General features: G+C 42.2%; 15 protein-coding genes and 2 pseudogenes. 7 read left to right on the plus strand and 10 right to left on the minus strand.

Annotated elements, in window-relative coordinates:
• Positions 1-96 precede the first annotated feature (96 nt).
• Together dcd and ACPUEY_RS04585 are read right to left on the minus strand one after the other, a co-directional pair.
• Positions 97-666: a dCTP deaminase gene (dcd, locus tag ACPUEY_RS04580; protein WP_092818796.1), complete on the minus strand. Its 570-nt coding sequence runs from the start codon at positions 664-666 to the stop codon at positions 97-99.
• Between the two features lie 157 nt (positions 667-823).
• Positions 824-1,417, minus strand: coding sequence for a LysE family translocator (locus tag ACPUEY_RS04585; protein ID WP_261182846.1), 594 nt, complete (start codon positions 1,415-1,417; stop codon positions 824-826).
• A gap of 276 nt (positions 1,418-1,693) precedes the next feature.
• Between ACPUEY_RS04585 and ACPUEY_RS04590 the strand changes: the two genes are divergently transcribed.
• The gene (locus ACPUEY_RS04590) at positions 1,694-2,236 is read left to right on the plus strand and encodes a DUF2062 domain-containing protein (protein ID WP_092818798.1); all 543 of its coding nucleotides are present in this window, start codon (positions 1,694-1,696) and stop codon (positions 2,234-2,236) included.
• 172 nt (positions 2,237-2,408) lie between these two features.
• Here the strand turns inward: ACPUEY_RS04590 and apbC are convergent, their stop codons facing one another.
• A complete protein-coding gene (apbC, locus tag ACPUEY_RS04595) occupies positions 2,409-3,686 on the minus strand; it encodes an iron-sulfur cluster carrier protein ApbC (protein WP_425121291.1) in 1,278 nt (425 codons plus the stop codon).
• 377 nt (positions 3,687-4,063) lie between these two features.
• Between apbC and ACPUEY_RS04600 the strand changes: the two genes are divergently transcribed.
• Positions 4,064-4,351 carry a hypothetical protein gene (locus ACPUEY_RS04600; protein WP_425121292.1) on the plus strand — a complete coding sequence of 96 codons (288 nt, stop codon included), beginning with the start codon at positions 4,064-4,066 and terminating at the stop codon, positions 4,349-4,351.
• 254 nt (positions 4,352-4,605) lie between these two features.
• Here the strand turns inward: ACPUEY_RS04600 and ACPUEY_RS04605 are convergent, their stop codons facing one another.
• Positions 4,606-4,986, minus strand: a complete 381-nt coding sequence (locus ACPUEY_RS04605) for a hypothetical protein (protein WP_425121293.1) — start codon at positions 4,984-4,986, stop codon at positions 4,606-4,608.
• A 10-nt stretch (positions 4,987-4,996) separates the two neighbouring features.
• Here ACPUEY_RS04605 and ACPUEY_RS04610 point away from each other — a divergent pair.
• Positions 4,997-5,512 (plus strand): annotated as a pseudogene (locus ACPUEY_RS04610) (CoA-transferase); the annotation flags it as partial.
• A gap of 222 nt (positions 5,513-5,734) precedes the next feature.
• Here the strand turns inward: ACPUEY_RS04610 and ACPUEY_RS04615 are convergent.
• Entirely contained in the window at positions 5,735-6,217 is a 483-nt protein-coding gene (locus ACPUEY_RS04615; RefSeq protein ID WP_425121294.1) for a VOC family protein, read from the minus strand.
• A 1,579-nt stretch (positions 6,218-7,796) separates the two neighbouring features.
• Between ACPUEY_RS04615 and hcaE the strand changes: the two genes are divergently transcribed.
• From hcaE to ACPUEY_RS04635, 4 genes and pseudogenes are all read left to right on the plus strand, one after another.
• Positions 7,797-9,164 (plus strand): 3-phenylpropionate/cinnamic acid dioxygenase subunit alpha, encoded by a 1,368-nt coding sequence (gene hcaE, locus ACPUEY_RS04620; RefSeq protein ID WP_131273617.1) that lies wholly within the window; start codon positions 7,797-7,799, stop codon positions 9,162-9,164.
• Complete coding sequence (gene hcaF / locus ACPUEY_RS04625) at positions 9,161-9,679, plus strand: 3-phenylpropionate/cinnamic acid dioxygenase subunit beta (protein ID WP_425121295.1); 519 nt, start codon at positions 9,161-9,163, stop codon at positions 9,677-9,679. The genes hcaE and hcaF overlap by 4 nt, the downstream gene beginning before the upstream one ends.
• Positions 9,680-9,727: 48 nt before the next feature.
• Entirely contained in the window at positions 9,728-10,693 is a 966-nt protein-coding gene (locus ACPUEY_RS04630; RefSeq protein ID WP_425121296.1) for a 3-carboxyethylcatechol 2,3-dioxygenase, read from the plus strand.
• Positions 10,694-10,706: 13 nt separating this feature from the next.
• Positions 10,707-10,832 (plus strand): annotated as a pseudogene (locus ACPUEY_RS04635) (3-phenylpropionate/cinnamic acid dioxygenase ferredoxin--NAD(+) reductase subunit); the annotation flags it as partial.
• A gap of 139 nt (positions 10,833-10,971) precedes the next feature.
• On the opposite strand, the gene ACPUEY_RS04640 reads toward ACPUEY_RS04635, so the two are convergent.
• The 5 genes from ACPUEY_RS04640 to ACPUEY_RS04660 all read right to left on the minus strand — a co-directional run bounded on the left by ACPUEY_RS04640 (position 10,972) and on the right by ACPUEY_RS04660 (position 17,235).
• Positions 10,972-11,313 carry a DUF3325 family protein gene (locus tag ACPUEY_RS04640; RefSeq protein WP_425121297.1) on the minus strand — a complete coding sequence of 114 codons (342 nt, stop codon included), beginning with the start codon at positions 11,311-11,313 and terminating at the stop codon, positions 10,972-10,974.
• Entirely contained in the window at positions 11,310-12,827 is a 1,518-nt protein-coding gene (locus tag ACPUEY_RS04645; RefSeq protein ID WP_425121298.1) for a PepSY-associated TM helix domain-containing protein, read from the minus strand. Before ACPUEY_RS04645 ends, ACPUEY_RS04640 begins: the two co-directional genes overlap by 4 nt.
• A complete protein-coding gene (locus ACPUEY_RS04650) occupies positions 12,828-13,112 on the minus strand; it encodes a hypothetical protein (RefSeq protein WP_425121299.1) in 285 nt (94 codons plus the stop codon).
• 73 nt (positions 13,113-13,185) lie between these two features.
• On the minus strand, positions 13,186-15,381 hold the full coding sequence (locus ACPUEY_RS04655) for a TonB-dependent receptor (protein WP_425121301.1): 2,196 nt from the start codon (positions 15,379-15,381) through the stop codon (positions 13,186-13,188).
• Positions 15,382-15,786: 405 nt separating this feature from the next.
• On the minus strand, positions 15,787-17,235 hold the full coding sequence (locus ACPUEY_RS04660; protein WP_425121328.1) for an NAD-dependent succinate-semialdehyde dehydrogenase: 1,449 nt from the start codon (positions 17,233-17,235) through the stop codon (positions 15,787-15,789).
• Positions 17,236-17,237 lie beyond the last annotated feature (2 nt).

The following is a 17,237-nucleotide window of genomic DNA, read 5'->3' on the forward strand; positions in this document are numbered from 1 at the left end:
AAAAAAAACAGATCGAATGAACCCAGTTTCCGATGAATGAATCGCATAAAAAATAAACGGACCCAAATGGTCCGTTTATTCAATTGTTTATAATCTTTATGCTTTCGGCAACGTTACACCGGTTTGTCCCTGGTATTTACCGCCACGGTCTTTATAGGAGGTTTCGCATACTTCATCCGATTCAAAGAACAACATTTGCGCCACACCCTCACCTGCATAAATACGTGCCGGCAAGTTGGTAGTGTTAGAGAACTCCAGTGTCACATGACCTTCCCATTCCGGTTCAAGCGGCGTGACATTTACAATAATACCGCAGCGTGCATAAGTCGATTTACCAAGACATACTGTCAAGACATTACGCGGAATACGGAAATATTCAACGGTACGGGCCAAGGCAAATGAATTGGGTGGAATAATGCAGACATCTGATTCAATATCAATAAAACTTTTTTCATCAAAGTTTTTTGGATCGACAATTGCTGAATGTACATTGGTAAATACTTTAAATTCACGTGCACAACGAACATCATAACCATAGCTTGAAACACCGTAAGAGATGAGTTTTTCACCTGCTTCATCATAACGTACCTGGTTTTCTGCATACGGTTCAATCATGCCGTGTTTTTCGCTCATTTCGCGAATCCAACGATCAGACTTAATTGCCATTATTTCAATCCAAAAATAGTTAATTCGATTATTGCGCTGTACTTTAACTGAAATTGGCTACAATGAAAATAATGATCGGGCGATGATGTCATTTTTTACAAAATGAACATTTTCATCAGCGTGATTTCAAGACTTAAAAGTTTAAAGATTCAAAAGTTTAAAGACTTAAAAGAGCTGAATAACTGAGTGGAATGGAAAAGCTTAATAAAACCAATGAAGCAGTTTTTTGTAAATTGGACTGATTGAGCCAGCGTACTTTATTGGAAGCAAGGATGGAACCGATAAAAATCCAGAACAAGGCAATCGGGACAATTAAAAGCAGGAACATCACAATATGTGCCATATAATGATTTATGCTGAGCCATGCTGTACCTGGAAAAACAGCGGAAGCAAAGAGCAAGGCTTTAGGGTTCAGTAAAGTTGCACAGAACAATTCCTGAGGACGAATCGTCGGCAGATTAAAACTTGCTTCAATATCTGCGGTTTTCCAGAGTTTAATTGCCAGAAAAACAATATAGCCGGCACTCACAAGTTTTAGGATGATAGGTAATATTGGAAATTTTGCAGAAACGGTACCAATGATTAAGCCCCAAACAGTAATTGCAATTAAGTAGCCACATGACTCCGCAGGAATTAATCGCAATGATTTACGTACACCGACCTGAATGCCAGAAGAGGCTAGCAAGGTATTTGTTGGGCCAGGCGTCAATAGAATGGTAATGACTAAACCAATGAATAACCATGAAATCATATGCGATCTCTCTATAGAGTGCGCGAAGAGTAAATCACTTTATTGTACTTAGCAAATCAGAAATTTTACATCTTTTAAAAACCTAAAATCTGTTTTTAAAATCATTTAAAATTCAATAAATTAAAATTATTCTTATCATTTAACTCTTGAGTCATTTGTTAAAAAAAATTTCAATAAATCTTTTTTTAAGTTTAATCATTTACATTTATCTAGCTTGATCTGTCCCTTAGGGATTGATTCAGGCACAATACCTCATCATTTAAGCGGCCTCTTTCTATGGCAAAACAGTTCTTTCAGTCATGGCTTCCCTCTCCGCAAAAAGTTGCAGGGATGAAAGTAATGAAGATTTTTGGTGAACGCACCTTAAATCCTTTACTTTGGTATGTGAACAGAAAGTCCATTTCAAAAGCCGTTTTTATTGGCACGTTTTGGGGCATGATGCCCTTACCTTTTCACAGTATTTTGATTGTATTGACCGTATTGCTATTTGAAGTCAATTTGCCTGTGAGCTTATGTCTTGCCTGGCTGACCAATCCTTTTACCTTGGTTCCGATCCTGTATTTGGGGTTCTGGTTAGGCAGCAAAATTTTCCAGGTCAATATGATTGATCAGGATATGATGCTGGGTGTGTTGCATCAAATCAGCCATGCTATCACTCACTTTGGGCATGGACACATCGACTTGAGCCTGGCGAAAATTTTATTATCCGGCTTGATACTAGAGGCTTTCATCTTTGCAATTGTATTCTTCGTAATTACGCGATTATTGTGGCGATGGAATATTATTCAGCACCATAAACGGCGCCGAAATTTTCAATAATCATTGTATCTTTAACCCTATTTAGCTTATTCACATGCTCTTTAACGACTAAAATGAAACCAAGCTGATTTATGGAATTTTCTCTATTAAAAACAAGAGCTGAATCTAAAATATAAAAAGCCCAAACAAGCTTAGGCTTTTCAAAGACATTGGCTTGATTAAACAAGGAAAATTAGAAAATCCGGTTTTGTGGCTTTTCTGTCTTTGGCAATTGATCGGCAATTTTCTGGGCAATGGCCATATAGCTTTCCGCAGCATCATCTCCTACCAGCACAGAAGGTTTACCGGCATCGGCATTTTCGCGAATTTGCACATTTAACGGTAAACGCCCGAGTAAAGGAATATGGTATTGTTCAGCCAGTTTGTCACCGCCCCCTGTACCAAAAATCTGTTCCTCATATCCACAATTAGAGCAGATATGCGTCGACATGTTTTCCACTACACCAATTACAGGAATCTGAACTTTATTAAACAGTTCAATGCCTTTGGTGGCATCCAGCAAGGCAACATTTTGTGGTGTGGTAACAATGACCGCACCTGTCACCGGAATGCGCTGCGCCAAGGTTAATTGAATATCGCCTGTTCCTGGTGGCATATCAATCATCAATACATCCAGATCTGGCCATAAAGTCTGGTTAAAGAGCTGCATTAAAGCACCGGTGGCTTTGGGACCACGCCAGGCAACCGGCGTGTTGTGGTCTCCGGTTAAATGGCCAATGGAAAGCACGGCCATGCCATATGCATCCAGCGGAACAAAATTCTCTGCTTCAATCATGGGGGTACGTCCGGCATTGCCCAGCATGGTCGGAATACTTGGCCCGTAGATATCTGCATCCAGAACACCGACTTTTAAGCCCAGTTTTTGTAAAGCCAATGCAAGATTGACGGTGGTGGTCGATTTACCCACACCACCTTTGCCCGATGAAACCAGGATCACATTTTGAATGCGTGGATGCTTGGGCACATCTCTTTGCTGCGGTGCGGGTTTCTGGATCGGTGGATTATTCGGATCTTCCGCAGCTTTGCTTTCAGCTGGAGCCGTTTGTCCAGCAGCATCTACCACAGGGGGAAGTTTTTGCGCTGAAGCTGCCGTTGAAGCCTGTGCATTACTTGCACAGTTATGCCCCTGTTTGCCATGATCAGGGTTAGAACAGCTTTCACCGTGTTTATGCTTTTGCTGAATGACATGCATATTCAGTTCCCGGATGCCGCATTTTTCCAGTGCATCGGCCAAATCATCATGAATTTTTTGCAGATGATCAGCTTCTTCGGGATAAGTATGCAGAGTGAGTTGTAATACCTGACCTTCTACATTGACCTGAGTAATCCGGTCTTTCAGGGCATGCTTGGAATTGGGCAAGATATAGCCTTGTAGCACATTCTGGATTTCTTCCTCCTTCACCTCTTGCGCAGGTGAAAACACAGATTTAAGAGAAGAAAGCCACGACATAAGTTTACTCCAAGTATGGGCATACAGCTGAATAGCATAGTTTAGCTTTAAATGCGGCGAAGGTTAAGCATAGTTCTATATCGCTGGAAGTATGGGAGGATAAATTCAAATGAATCTCCCGTTTGGACGATTCAATATTGTTTTTATCTAGCTCTATAAGACATCTTGTCTGCATACATAAAGAACATACGATAGATATGATAAAACAGTCTTAAATCCGATTGATTTGTCTGCCAGTCTGCTTATTTCTGTTAATAATTCTGCTACAGACATGCTGATATTTTGTTCTTTATATTGTTAAATTATTATAATTTTAATTTTATTTTGGGGATAACATGTTATTTAAGTACCTAATTCCATTTATTTTTTTGTCCATAATGACATTTGGTCATGCAGCTGAAACATCTTCAATACGCACGCCTGAAGGTCAAACTCTCAGCTTGGGCGATTCTTTTACTGACATGCAAACTCGTCTGCATTTATCTCCAAGCTCTATGGTTAGCCGCGAGTTCAAAGAAAATAAAAAAGATTATCTGGCTATGGACTATACCTATGAAGTTGAAAATATGCTTTACACCATTACCATTGTGAACGATCGGGTGAAAAAAATTGAATGGTTGAATACCGATCAGGACATTAAAAAAGCTCAAATGACCAAAGAATGATTTAAAAGCATGCATAAAAAAGATAGCTAAAGTGGATAATGCTTAGTGCCACACTCACTTTAAGGCAGAGCAGATCTAAGCTGATTATTTTTTAATTTGTGCAAGGTGTGGATGGCTGTTTTTTTAGCTATTCAAATTGCAGCGGCATGTACAGCAAACCGCTGCAATACAGGATGAATTGTTTATCTCCAGCAATGTACTTATTTTTAAAAAAACCATGACTGCGACGAGGCACTCTGACCCTGATTTACTCTTTATTTAATCGGGATCATCAAGTGCTGGTAAGGCGTTCCTGGCCACATGACATAAGGTACAGCAGTATCCGGCTGGGCATTTTTGGGATACATGTCATAAAAACCGGGTTCGGCACCCACAATCATGACGTGAGGACCCGTCTTGATCCAGTGGTTACCTTTGGTCGGTTTTTGGGCATACGGATCGGTATTACTGGCATCGGTTCCACCCTCTAACATGTACATAAAGCCGATTTTACCTACATTTGGCGGTTTGTGTCCCATCCAGGCTTCTGCCCATTCCAGCGCAGCCTTGTCCATGCACAACGGGTCTGGACCTGGGGTCGTCGGATTATCAGGCATACAGGTAAAACCATTACTACCTTTGCGCAGAGTACGCATCTTGCCATAGTCTGAAAATGGCTTGTTGGGTATTGACGAGTTCCCGACTGCAGAAACCGTTGACCCCGATCTGATCAATGCCGGCAAGCAGACCGTGACTGCACGACAGGGTGCGGCGTTTTTCTCAAGTTCAGAATCTTTTGCCATGATTCGCGGCGGGCACGTGAACATTGCCATTTTAGGGGCAATGGAAGTTTCGGAACGTGGCGATTTGGCCAACTGGATGATTCCAGGCAAAAAAGTCAAAGGTATGGGCGGTGCGATGGATCTGGTTGCCGGTGTACAAAAAGTCGTGGTACTGATGGAACACAGTGCAAAAGACGGTAGCCCGAAAATCGTTAAAAATTGTGCCCTGCCCCTGACAGGTCAAGGCGTCGTGAACCGTGTCATCACTGAACTTGGCGTAATGGACATCACTTCTGAAGGCGTAAAACTGGTTGAACTTGCTCAAGATGTCACGCTTGAACAGATTCAGGCAGCATCAGGGGTCAATCTGGTTATCCCCTCAGATGTGGTGGCAGCGTAAATTTTTCATGAAAAAAGCAGCTTCGGCTGCTTTGATCTGTGCTGAAAATACAGAAGACTTTAATTTTGCAGTTTCCAATCAGGCAACCGGTAAAAGTTTTCTCATAAAAGTTTTCTCATATTTAATTGGGTTTTTAAATATGGTCTTTTCAGCGTGCTTTACGTTGATCCATCCAACGCAGCGGTTATCGCTTGAAAGCGTGATCAGGCTTCCACACACATCTCAACCACGAAATGCTGCTTCTATTGCAGCAATGTCAATTTTTCTCATCGTCATCATGGCATCAAATGCACGCTTGGCGGCTGCACGGTCGGGGCTAGTGTATGCCTTGGTTAGGGCAATCGGCGTAATCTGCCAGGAGATGCCCCATTTATCTTTACACCAGCCGCATTCGCTCTCCTGACCGCCATTGCCGACAATTGCATTCCAGTAGCGATCCGTTTCCTCCTGATTCTCGGTCGCCACCTGAAATGAGAACGCTTCGTTGTGCTGAAACACGGGGCCACCATTCAGCCCGAGGCAGGCAACGCCAAGTACCGTAAACTCCACAGTTAAAATATCTCCTTCCTTCCCTGACGGATAATTTCCAGGTGCACGGTGTACCGCACCGACCGATGAATCTGGAAAGGTCTCGGCATAAAATCTTGCAGCGCCTTCAGCGTCATTGTTGTACCACAGGCATATGGTATTCTTTGCTATATTCATCATTTCACCTCTTTATAAAGAATGCGGCTTATGCGATTCGGAATGACTAGCACGCGTTCCCAATATTGGTTTAAATATTTTGTTCAACACCGTTTCTATATTTGACCAAAAAATGAAATAGACCTATTTCATAATTGTATTTTTATTAGACTTCTTTCATAAATCCTTTTAAAAATTCAAATTGTTCGTAAAGCTGAAATTGAAAATGATCAAATTCATTTTTTACCAAAGAAATTTGAGTTTTGACTTGGAATAATTCTGGGATAATTTAATGATTGCGACTTTTATTAAATGCCGATTTAGAGTTCAACCTAATCTGCATAATATTTTGGAGATCTAAATCCCTATTTTCATTCATGAACACCGCATTAGACTTAAGTAGTAAAAGATAGAGCATATTTACACAGGAATTGATTAACGTAGGCTTTTTGATAGTTTTTCTTAATGCTGCCATGCTTAGAAAAATAGCTAAAATTGCTCCATCTGAACGATTGAGTCTGATTTAAAAATAAACGATTTATCAAAAGAAATAAAAAATGTACCGCTGAACTTCTCCATAACTGCATTCGGACTTGCCTAAAGAATCAGGATGGCAGATCGCGATGCATGCTCAGATCAATACATGACAGTATTTCAAGGATTTTTTCACCGCTCTAGGGTTACTTTCTTTACCATCAATAACATACAAGCAAAAACTCTACATCCAGTGGTTGCCGTAGTTGAATCACGGCTATTCATGGTCAATGGCGCGATATAGCCCAGCAAAATGCGACATGCTAAGTCCATCCCGATCGAATTGATGCTAAACAGGACATTATTGGTTTTTGTCCCCTCTTAAATTTGAGGTCCTTAGCTTGAGTAAAGTCCAGAATCGCGTTGTGCAGCGTCAAGTGCCCATTCAAGGAAAATACACTTTCCCCAGCAAACGTCACTTTAAGTTTGATGCAGTGCGGCTTTTCACATCAACGCCTTATCCCAATCTTTGTTTTATGGACTGAGAGAAGTTCAATTCTTCAGCAACAATTATAAAGCCATGCAGTCACCATAATTTTATATAACCGACCCGTCGAGTAATAAAAAACATCACACCTAAAAAAATAAATAAACCCAGATTAAATACAAGTATTTTGGTAGGAATTAACACTTTAACCATCATTTTAAAATACAAAAATTAAAATAAAATCAAACCTTAAAAACACTAGTAATTTAGTAGGAATTACCCCTGAAGAATAATTAACAAGCAGATCAAAAAGAACAAATCTATTCAGATTAAGTGTTTGTAAATAAATAATATAATTACAAAAATAATTTCATTTAAATAAAATTCATTAAAATAAAATAACACATTTTAAATACCAGTAATTTAGTCGGAATTAATATAAAAAAAACACCCCGATTAAAATAAAAAATAAATCAAAATCACGACCAATTTAATAGGAATTAAACCACCAACAATAATCCATTTAATATCTCAATTAAAATAAAAAATATATTTCATCAAAATCCCCTTTGCTTCCATCATCGTTGCAAAGTTTGAATCTATGACTTTGTACCTAGACGGGTCACAGGAGAAGTTTTCATGAATGGAAAAATTGATGTGTGCGAAATCGACGCTTTGGTCGATGCACAAAATGGACGTATTACCCCAGCGATCTATACCGATCCTGGTCTTTATGAGCTGGAACTTGAACGTGTCTTCGGCCGTACATGGTTATTCCTTTGCCATGAAAGCCAAATTCCAAAAGCGGGCGACTTTTTCAATACCTATATGGGCGAAGATCCGATTATCGTGGCACGTCAAAAAGACGGTTCCATCAAAGCATTTTTAAACCAATGCCGTCACCGTGCGATGCGGGTCAGCTTTGCCGATTGCGGTAATACCCGTGCCTTTACCTGTCCATATCACGGCTGGTCCTATGGCGTCGATGGCTCATTGAAAGACATTCCATTAGAAGACCGTGCTTATCCGCAAGGCGCCTGCAAAGAAAAATGGGGTTTACTCGAAGTCAACCGTGTTGAAACTTATAAAGGCTTGGTTTTCGGTTGCTGGGATGAAACCACACCTGACCTGATCGACTACATGGGCGACATGGCATGGTACTTAGATGGTGTGCTGGATCGTCGTGAGGGCGGTACCTGTATCGTGGGTGGCGTACATAAATGGGAAATTGAATGTAACTGGAAATTTGCAGCGGAACAGTTCGCCTCTGACCAATACCATGCCCTGTTCTCACACGCATCTGCGGTACAAGTACTTGGTGCAAAACCGGATGATGAATCGACCAAAACCTTAGGTAAAGAACAGACGCCTCGCCCTGTGTGGGAAACTGCCAAAGATGCCTTGCAATTCGGTTCTAAAGGTCACGGTTCAGGCTTCTTCTTTACTGAAAAACCCGATGCTAACGTGTGGGTAGATGGTGAAGTCGCCAACTATTTCCGCGAAACCTATGAAGAAGTCAAAGAACGCCTAGGTGAAATCCGTGCCCTACGTCTTGCCGGTCACAACACCATGTTCCCAACATTGTCTTGGCTCAATGGTACCGCGACGCTTCGTGTCTGGCATCCACGTGGACCAAACAAAACTGAGGTTTGGGCATTCTGTATCTGCGATGCGGATGCACCACAAGACGTAAAAGATGCATTCGAACGTTCTGCAACACGTGCTTTTGGCCCTGCCGGTTTCCTGGAGCAAGATGACTCTGAAAACTGGGTAGAAATCCAGAAAGTGCTGCGTGGCTATAAAGCACGAAACAGCAAGTTGATTGTTGAAATGGGTAAAGGTACTGAGAAAGTCCGTGAAGACGGTGTGCCCGGGATCACCAGCTATATTTTCTCTGAAACAGCCGCACGTGGTTTCTATCGTCGTTGGGCAGATCTTCTGGTTCATAAAGAATGGGAAGACGTTGAAAAAGCAACTGAAGCATATGAGAAGGAGCTTGTGAAATGAGCCAAGTGAGCCTAGAACTTCATTACCAAATTAGCCAGTTCCTGTATCGTGAAGCAAAATTGCTGGATGACTGGAAATTCCGCGAATGGTTAGACCTCTTAGCTGAAGATATTTCCTATACCCTGCGGACTACGCCAAACGCTCAAACCCGTGACCGTCGTCGTTCTGTTGAACCACCAACAACCTGGGTATTTAACGACAATAAATTCCTGTTGGAACGTCGTGTGGCACGCCTTGAAACAGGTATGGCTTGGGCTGAAGAGCCTCCATCACGTACCACGCACATGGTCTCTAACGTGATTGTGGAGCCGACTGAAGTTGAAGGCGAATACGATGTGTATGTGACTTACCTGCTCTATCGCTCACAGAAGGAAAAAGACGTGGTGATTTACTGTGGTAAGCGGCATGACAAGATCCGCAAAGTGGAAGGTGGTTTAGGTTTCCAAATCTGCAACCGTAAGATCACCCTCGATCAGGTGACCTATACTTCACATAACTTAAGCGTGTTCTTCTAAGAACGGATCGGCAGCCTGTATCGGCTGCCTTTTTTTCAGGAGCTTATCATGGCCGTTAAACTGATTTGTGCATCGCATAGCCCGTTAATGGAATTTGCGACACCTCAAGAACAATATAAAGAACAAGCCGTTCGTGATGCTTTTGCCAAACTTGCAATTGAGGTCAAAGCCTATGACCCGACCCTGATCATTAGCTTTGGCCCTGACCATTTTAATGGTTTCTTTTATGACTTGATGCCAAGTTTCTGTGTGGGCATTCGTGCCGCCGCAGCAGGTGATTGGGATTACGGTAAAGACAACGACAAGATTAATGTCCCTGAAGATAAAGCCTTGGCTTTGGTGCGCCAAGTGCTGGATCAAGGCGTGGATGTGGCTTATTCCTATCGTATGCAAGCCGATCATGGCGTGACCCAACCCCTGCACTTCTTGTGTGAAGGACAGCTGGACCGTTATCCAACCATTCCGATCTTTGTCAATGGCGCTGCTGCACCGATGCCCACTACCAAGCGCACCATTGCTTTAGGTCGTGCTGTGGGTCAATTTATCCAGTCTTTAAATCTGGAAAATGAACGTGTATTGATTTTGGGAACCGGTGGTCTTTCTCACGATCCACCGACACCGCAAATGGGATCCGTGCCGCCTGAGGTGGAAGAATTCCTGATTGCGGGTCGTAACCCAACAGCTGAAGCACGTGAGGCACGTCAAGCCAAGGTCATTGCTGTGGGGCAAAAATTAGCAGCGGGTGATACCTCTGTTTCAGTGCCCTTGAATCGTGACTGGGATTTAGCCTTGCTGGAAAAATTCGAAAATGCTGATTTTGCAGCTTTAGAGGCCATGACTGAAGCGGAGATTCGCCGTGATGGCGGTCGTGGCGGTCAGGAAGTTCGGGCATGGATGGCAGCATTTGCAGCCCTGCATGAAGTGGGTCACTATGAGATGACCACCCATTGCTATGAGGACATCAGTGAATGGATTGCGGGCTTCGGCATCGTATCTGCAGAATTAAAAGCTTAATCACATCAGCAACATCGAAACCATCCGTGGCAATAGCGTAAATAAAATCAACGCCGAAGCACCTACGGTTGAACTTCAAAATGGTGACGTTGTTGCTGATCACAAGCTGCTGCTTGCAACTGAAGGTGTAGCACATCAATAGCGACCAGAAAAAGAGGCACACGATCGAAATAGAGGTAAAAGACTCGGTTTGAGATTCAATTTAATCGCTGGAATCTAAAACTTGGAACGAATCTACACCTTGAAACTAAATAAAAGTGATTTATGAGAAAGACCTATTATTGAGTATATTTAATTAATGAATACAGAACAGATAAGAAAAATAAAAATATCCAGGCGAAAAAAAACCATCGTTTAAAGTGATAGTAAAATAAAAGCTGTAAAAAAAATGCTGAAGTTATGATCAGGAAAATCCAGGTGATCATTCCCACAGAAAGACCATGGTCCAGACAATTCAGGTATAAAGAAATACCCATAAAAATAAATGCGCATATTTTTAACGAAGATTGAGCATAATCAAAGGTCAGGAAATTATAATTGAGTTTTTTCATTCCACTTTGACTGGTCATACACAGCTGCATCATTGCAACAATTGCCCACAATATTGCAGCCAAACTCATTTAGCCACCTCCCTCATTTTTATTTTCCTGAAATAATAACAGGCAAAAATATATCCTGTGGCTATGAATATAAATACCAGATCAACGCCTGCCACCGACCATTGCTGATGCCGCAATGTATTGAAGATGAAAGCTTGTGGAGATAGAAATATTGGACTGAATACCGTCATCCATAAAATAAAAGCTGTAAGTATGAAGGCTAAAACAATGGCTTTTTGCATTTTAACCAGCATCGGAATGACCAGAATTCCAATCCAGCTCATAAAAAATATGAGTAACTCATACTGAACCCGATGTTCAAGACTGGCCAGTAAAATCCGGTTAGCCAAAAAATACATGGCTGTTGCCAACGGCAAACCCAGGAAGGTGAAATAATTAAGGTAACTAACCACTTTATAACTTGATTTATTGTGCTGTTTAATGCGTTTCTTTTGCCATAATAAAGCTCCCGCGACCAGCATGATACAACCGATTAAACCTAAACTTGCCAGCATCCATCTCATCGATTGATTGGCGTAATATCCTAAATGAATGCCATAGGTTGCCGAACTGATTTGAGCGACAGGATGCAGGTTTCTTTCAGAACTCAGATTCTTCCCGGTATTTGCTGCAAAAATAAATTGTGGATTATTGAAAGTAATTAATTTGTTATATCCATAATCAAACGTAATTAACGCTTCTGCAGTATTTGGGTTTTTGACTTCAAATTTTTCCAGAACAGCCCCATTACTCCCCTGCTGAGGCAATTGACGAGAAAATATGGAGAATTTTTTTAATTGAATACCTGAATCTTCTGCCGGTTTTGGAACATTGCTATATTGTATTTCACTATAAAACTTTTTTATTCCATTCTCGCCATATTGTTGATTAATACCCATAGGCATGAGCAGATAGAAGAAAATCGTGACACCGGTAAAGGCCATAATCAGATAAAAAGGCAGGGTCACTACGCCGGTAATATGATGTAAATCCAATAAGGTACGCTGTCCCTTGAAACTCCGGAATACAAAAAAATCTTTAATTATTTTTTTATGGGTAAATATCCCGGTGATTAATGCGATGAGAAATAGCACCCCGACAATAACCACAAGCGTTCTACCGACGACATCGGGCAAAGGATACAGACTATAATGTAATTTAAAAAAAAAGTCGCCTCCCAGACTTTCCCTTGCCTCTTTTAAAATTAACCCTGTATTGGGGTCTTGCAGCTGATAGTACTTATGGTTTTGGTCTTGCCATTCCAAGGTGTTAAAAGGCATACGGGAACTGGCAAGACTCACTCGCCATCTTTTGGCATCTGGGGCATGAGTATTTAAATAATCATAGGCAACCTGGGCCGACTCAAAGGAACTAGGAGGTGCTTTTAGATATAAAAAATTTTCAGGTTTAGACCAGAGATTGATTTCAGTTCTGAAATAGGCAATAGACCCGGTAAAAAAAATCAGGAAAACTGACCACAATACAACGATACCGAACCAGCTGTGTAAAGTTGCCTGTACCTGGCGAAATTGCATTTAATGTTCTCCCAGTTTCCTTATGATCCAATAGCCCAGCAATAAAATATAACTAAGATAATTGATTCTCTTTTGCCATAATTTAGAGGGATTACAAGGAACTAAAACAATATAAAAAATGAGAAAAATAAAACTTAGAAGAGCGGATAAATAGATATCTTCAGCTTTTGCAAAGGGCAAATAATCCGGTAAAACCCAAGAGATCCATAGGCTATAGCCATAAGCGGCCAAGCAGATATAAAAAATTTCTTGAATAGATAACCATTCCGGTTTCTGTTTATCCATTGACCTTATCTTTCATCACATATCAGGAAATGAGGAAGTATCTGTACGGCGACAGATACTTCTTGGGTGAGTATTAATAATTAATGGTATAGCTCAGGCCAAAAGTACGACCCTCAGCAGGGATGGCCAACAGGGAGTTGCCATTGGTTACGGCTGCTTGCTGTGCAAATACATTTTTATACTGCTTGTCCCAGACATTATAGACACCAAAATCGACACGGCCTTTCGCTACAGGGAAATGGGCCAAGACATCCATAGTGGTATAGCCTTTAATCTCTGCTGCACTATTACCATCAGTTAAACCCGCGGCTTTTAATGCCTGGTCATCTTTGTAGGCTTCGTCTGTGCCTTTAATGGCTTGCATTTGCGCACGCACACCATAGCCTTCATCATTATTCCATTCAGCAAACAGAGTGCCTTTCACCGGGGAAACAGCAAAGGCATTCAGTTCATGCCAGTGATCTGCGGCATCTTTATACTGTCCCCGCGTATAACCCAAGGTACCACCGACCTTATAGTTTTCCATAAATGGGTAGCTTACAGTCGCTTCTGCTCCATAAATGCGTTGATCGGTATCCACCACATTTACTGAACGGTCAGCGTTGAACTGTACAACTTTATCGGAAGTGTTATAGAAACCCGTTAGACCCAAGTTGAGGCCGTCGTCCTGATTTAAGCGCCAACCCAATTCATAGCTATTGACCGTGATCGGTGCAATACCTGACGTCGTTAAGGTATAGGCGGCTACATCACGCAGCACCCGTTGTACATCGGGATAACTATAACCTTGTGAGAAGTTGGCATAAACTTGCTGCGCGTCTGTTAACTCATAGACTGCACCTAAATTGAACAGGAACTTGTCAGCATCGGTAGAGTCAGCCGCCATTAAAGTAATCGGATTGCGTGCAGTTAAATAACTGTCAGTGTCTGCCTGAACGTACTGATAGCGCACACCAGCCTGAACATTTAAACGATCCGTCAGTGCATAATCCCCTTGTACAAATGTGCCAATATTCTGGATTTCTGTATCCGGTCCAGAACCTTGTTTTTCACCTGTCGGGGTATAGACCAGGCCATTGTGACTTGGCGTATAGAAATCAGCCCACTGATGGTCTTTTTCCCAGTCATAGTCCAGACCATAAGTCAGCTTTAAATCTCGCTCGGCCACCTGCAGGTCAGATTGAACAGTAGAGCGAATTCCTGCATAGTCCACATTGGATTGGCTTTGCTTTACATTCACGCCATCTTTGGAATAACCATACGGTACAAAACGCGCTTTTTCATTACGGTAATACGCTTCAACATTCAAAATTTGTCCCAGGAAATCCTGGTTTTGATACTGGGTATTAAACGCATAGCGTTCTGTAAAGGGTTGTTGATCTAAACTCCACCCTTTAATGGCTTTATAAGAAGGCTGTGTCCCGGTTTGCAGATAAGAATAGTCAGGACCATATTCGGTATCCTGTTCATCATGATAGTATTGTGCACCAAAACTTAAGCTTTGCTTATCGGTTAAATTAAAGTTTAAACGACCATTCACATCAAGCGTATCGGTATCCATCGTGCTGCCCTGCCAAGGGCTTAACGAGATACGGTCGCCGTTACCATCAAACTGCGAACCCCGACTGGTAAAATCTACCCCTAAAAAACCGTCCATCTTGTCATGACTAAATGAAGCAGTCTGCCCCACTTGATAAGCTAAACTGTCACGACGGAAATTATCAGCCGATGTCAGGCCTAACTTGGTCTGAAAGCTGACCGGTTTAGATTTGTCCGCACGTTTGGTAATAATATTAATAATCCCGCCCGTCGCACCTGAACCATAAATACTGGTCGCACCTGAAACCACCTCGATATGATCAATCATATTCGGACTGATGCTGTTGAGCTGACGCGCCACATCGCGCGAACCGGTCTGTGAAACTCCGTCAATCATCACCAGTACATTCCGCCCACGCATGGTCTGACCGTAATTACTGCTGGTCCCGCTGCTTGGGGCCAATGAAGGTACCAGCTGCGCTAAAACATCTGCGACTTTTCGGCTCGCTCCAGCCTGTTGAGCAATTTCTTTACCCTGAATAGTCTGTACAGTTCCTGCAACTTCAGCAATCGTTTTAGGGGTACGGGTTGCTGTGACCACAATAGGAGAAAGCTTTATTGTTTGATCTGAACCTTCAGGCTCCTTCGATGCAGGACCAAACTCTTCTGCGTACAGTTGTGAAGAAATAGCGACACTAAGAAAACACAGACTAAATTGAGATAGTCGCATTTTTAATCCCCTTACACAAATATTAATAATGACGCAAATAATAATCATTACTATTATCAATGTAAATTTTTTATTGCCATATTTACTGTTTTTTATATCCTTTTTCGATTTGCTCTTTATGAATTAAGCTAAATCCCTAACTAGGAAAATCCGAATTTTAAAAACGATAAAAAATGGTGAAGTGTGTCTGGAATTTTGGCTAGGATCAGAAGCATTTTAGCCAATAAAGATGTTTGGCAGAAAATCAATTCCTGTTCTTGCTATAGATAAATCTTGTTGCTTAAAAATATTTTTTAACTGCTGTGTGAGTTAAATTTAAACTGTTTTTATTGTATAAAAAACAGTTAATTAAAAATCAGCCCTGAATGGGCAGGGCTGATTTTTAACTGGTTGATGGAGCATTTATTATGAAGATAAATCTACACACAGATATTTCATTTCAAGATATTCATCAATACCGAGTTTAGAACCTTCACGTCCTAAACCAGATTGCTTCACACCACCAAATGGCGCAACTTCATTAGAAATGGCACCGGTATTAATTCCGACCATGCCATATTCCAATGCTTCACCCACACGCCATTGACGCGCTGTACTCTGTGTGAATATATAGGTAGCCAGGCCAAACTCGGTATCATTTGCCATCGCCACCGCTTCTTCTTCCGTGTGGAAGCGGAATAACGGAGCCAATGGACCAAAAGTTTCTTCTTTCGCCACTTTCATGTCCTGGGTTACTTCAGTCAGCACGGTAGGCTCAAAGAAAGTACCGCCTAGACTTGAACGCTGGCCACCAATTTTAATCTGCGCACCTTTGCTCGCGGCATCTGCAATATGCGACTGCACTTTGGCAATTGCATCTTCATCAATTAACGGGCCTTGAGTGGAACCGTCTTGACGGCCATCACCCACTTTTAAATTGGCCACAGCTGCAGTCAATTTCTCGGCCAGCGCATCATAAATGCCATCTTGCACATAAATACGGTTGGCACAGACACAGGTTTGACCGCTATTACGGAACTTGCTGACCATAATGCCCTGAACCGCCTGCTCCAGATTAGCATCATCAAAAACCAGTACTGGCGCATTACCACCCAGCTCAAGTGACAGTTTTTTGATGGTTGGCGCACATTGCTGCATCAGAATGCGGCCGACTTGAGTCGAACCGGTAAAGCTCAGCTTTTTCACCGTGTCGCTTTCACACAAGGTTTTGCCCACTTCAATGGCATCGCCACTAATGTGCAGCAATACATCTTGTGGTAAACCTGCCTGCAAAGCCAGCACTTCCAGAGCATAGGCTGTTAATGGCGTTTGCTCGGCCGGTTTAACCAGCATAGAACAGCCGGCAGCAATTGCAGGGGCAGCCTTACGGGTAATCATGGCTGCAGGGAAATTCCACGGCGTAATTGCAGCGGTGACCCCAATCGCCTGTTTGATGACCAGCAAACGCTGATTCGGCAGCGTTGGTGTCAGCACTTCACCGTCAATACGGCGTGCCTGTTCAGCAAACCAGCGGATAAACGAGGCAGCATAAGCAATCTCACCGCGCGCTTCAGCTAAAGGTTTGCCTTGTTCAGCAGTCAAAATCTGAGCCAATGACTCTTTATTTTCCTGCATCAAATTAAACCAGGCCCACAGCACATCAGCGCGTTGTAGTGCTGTTTGTGCTTTCCATGCCGTCTGTGCCGTCTGTGAACGAGCAATTGCTTGTTCTACCGACGCACGGTCATGGGATTTCACCCATGCCAGCGTGTCATGTGTTGCCGCATCTTTAACTTCGATGTAATCACCTGTTTCAGGTTGATCAAAATGAATGTCTGGATGCTGTAATAAATCTTTATATTGCGCTTGAAGCATAG

It is taken from the genome of Acinetobacter sp. G11 (genome assembly GCF_049808495.1).
Taxonomy (GTDB): domain Bacteria; phylum Pseudomonadota; class Gammaproteobacteria; order Pseudomonadales; family Moraxellaceae; genus Acinetobacter; species Acinetobacter kookii.

Coding starts and splice junctions, on each gene's coding strand:
- dcd (WP_092818796.1), bottom strand. CDS start 666: ATGGCAATTAAGTCTGATCGTTGGATTCGCGAAATGAGCGAAAAACAC.
- ACPUEY_RS04585 (WP_261182846.1), bottom strand. CDS start 1,417: ATGATTTCATGGTTATTCATTGGTTTAGTCATTACCATTCTATTGACG.
- ACPUEY_RS04590 (WP_092818798.1), top strand. CDS start 1,694: ATGGCAAAACAGTTCTTTCAGTCATGGCTTCCCTCTCCGCAAAAAGTT.
- apbC (WP_425121291.1), bottom strand. CDS start 3,686: ATGTCGTGGCTTTCTTCTCTTAAATCTGTGTTTTCACCTGCGCAAGAG.
- ACPUEY_RS04600 (WP_425121292.1), top strand. CDS start 4,064: ATGACATTTGGTCATGCAGCTGAAACATCTTCAATACGCACGCCTGAA.
- ACPUEY_RS04605 (WP_425121293.1), bottom strand. CDS start 4,986: ATGCGTACTCTGCGCAAAGGTAGTAATGGTTTTACCTGTATGCCTGAT.
- ACPUEY_RS04615 (WP_425121294.1), bottom strand. CDS start 6,217: ATGAATATAGCAAAGAATACCATATGCCTGTGGTACAACAATGACGCT.
- hcaE (WP_131273617.1), top strand. CDS start 7,797: ATGAATGGAAAAATTGATGTGTGCGAAATCGACGCTTTGGTCGATGCA.
- hcaF (WP_425121295.1), top strand. CDS start 9,161: ATGAGCCAAGTGAGCCTAGAACTTCATTACCAAATTAGCCAGTTCCTG.
- ACPUEY_RS04630 (WP_425121296.1), top strand. CDS start 9,728: ATGGCCGTTAAACTGATTTGTGCATCGCATAGCCCGTTAATGGAATTT.
- ACPUEY_RS04640 (WP_425121297.1), bottom strand. CDS start 11,313: ATGAGTTTGGCTGCAATATTGTGGGCAATTGTTGCAATGATGCAGCTG.
- ACPUEY_RS04645 (WP_425121298.1), bottom strand. CDS start 12,827: ATGCAATTTCGCCAGGTACAGGCAACTTTACACAGCTGGTTCGGTATC.
- ACPUEY_RS04650 (WP_425121299.1), bottom strand. CDS start 13,112: ATGGATAAACAGAAACCGGAATGGTTATCTATTCAAGAAATTTTTTAT.
- ACPUEY_RS04655 (WP_425121301.1), bottom strand. CDS start 15,381: ATGCGACTATCTCAATTTAGTCTGTGTTTTCTTAGTGTCGCTATTTCT.
- ACPUEY_RS04660 (WP_425121328.1), bottom strand. CDS start 17,235: ATGCTTCAAGCGCAATATAAAGATTTATTACAGCATCCAGACATTCAT.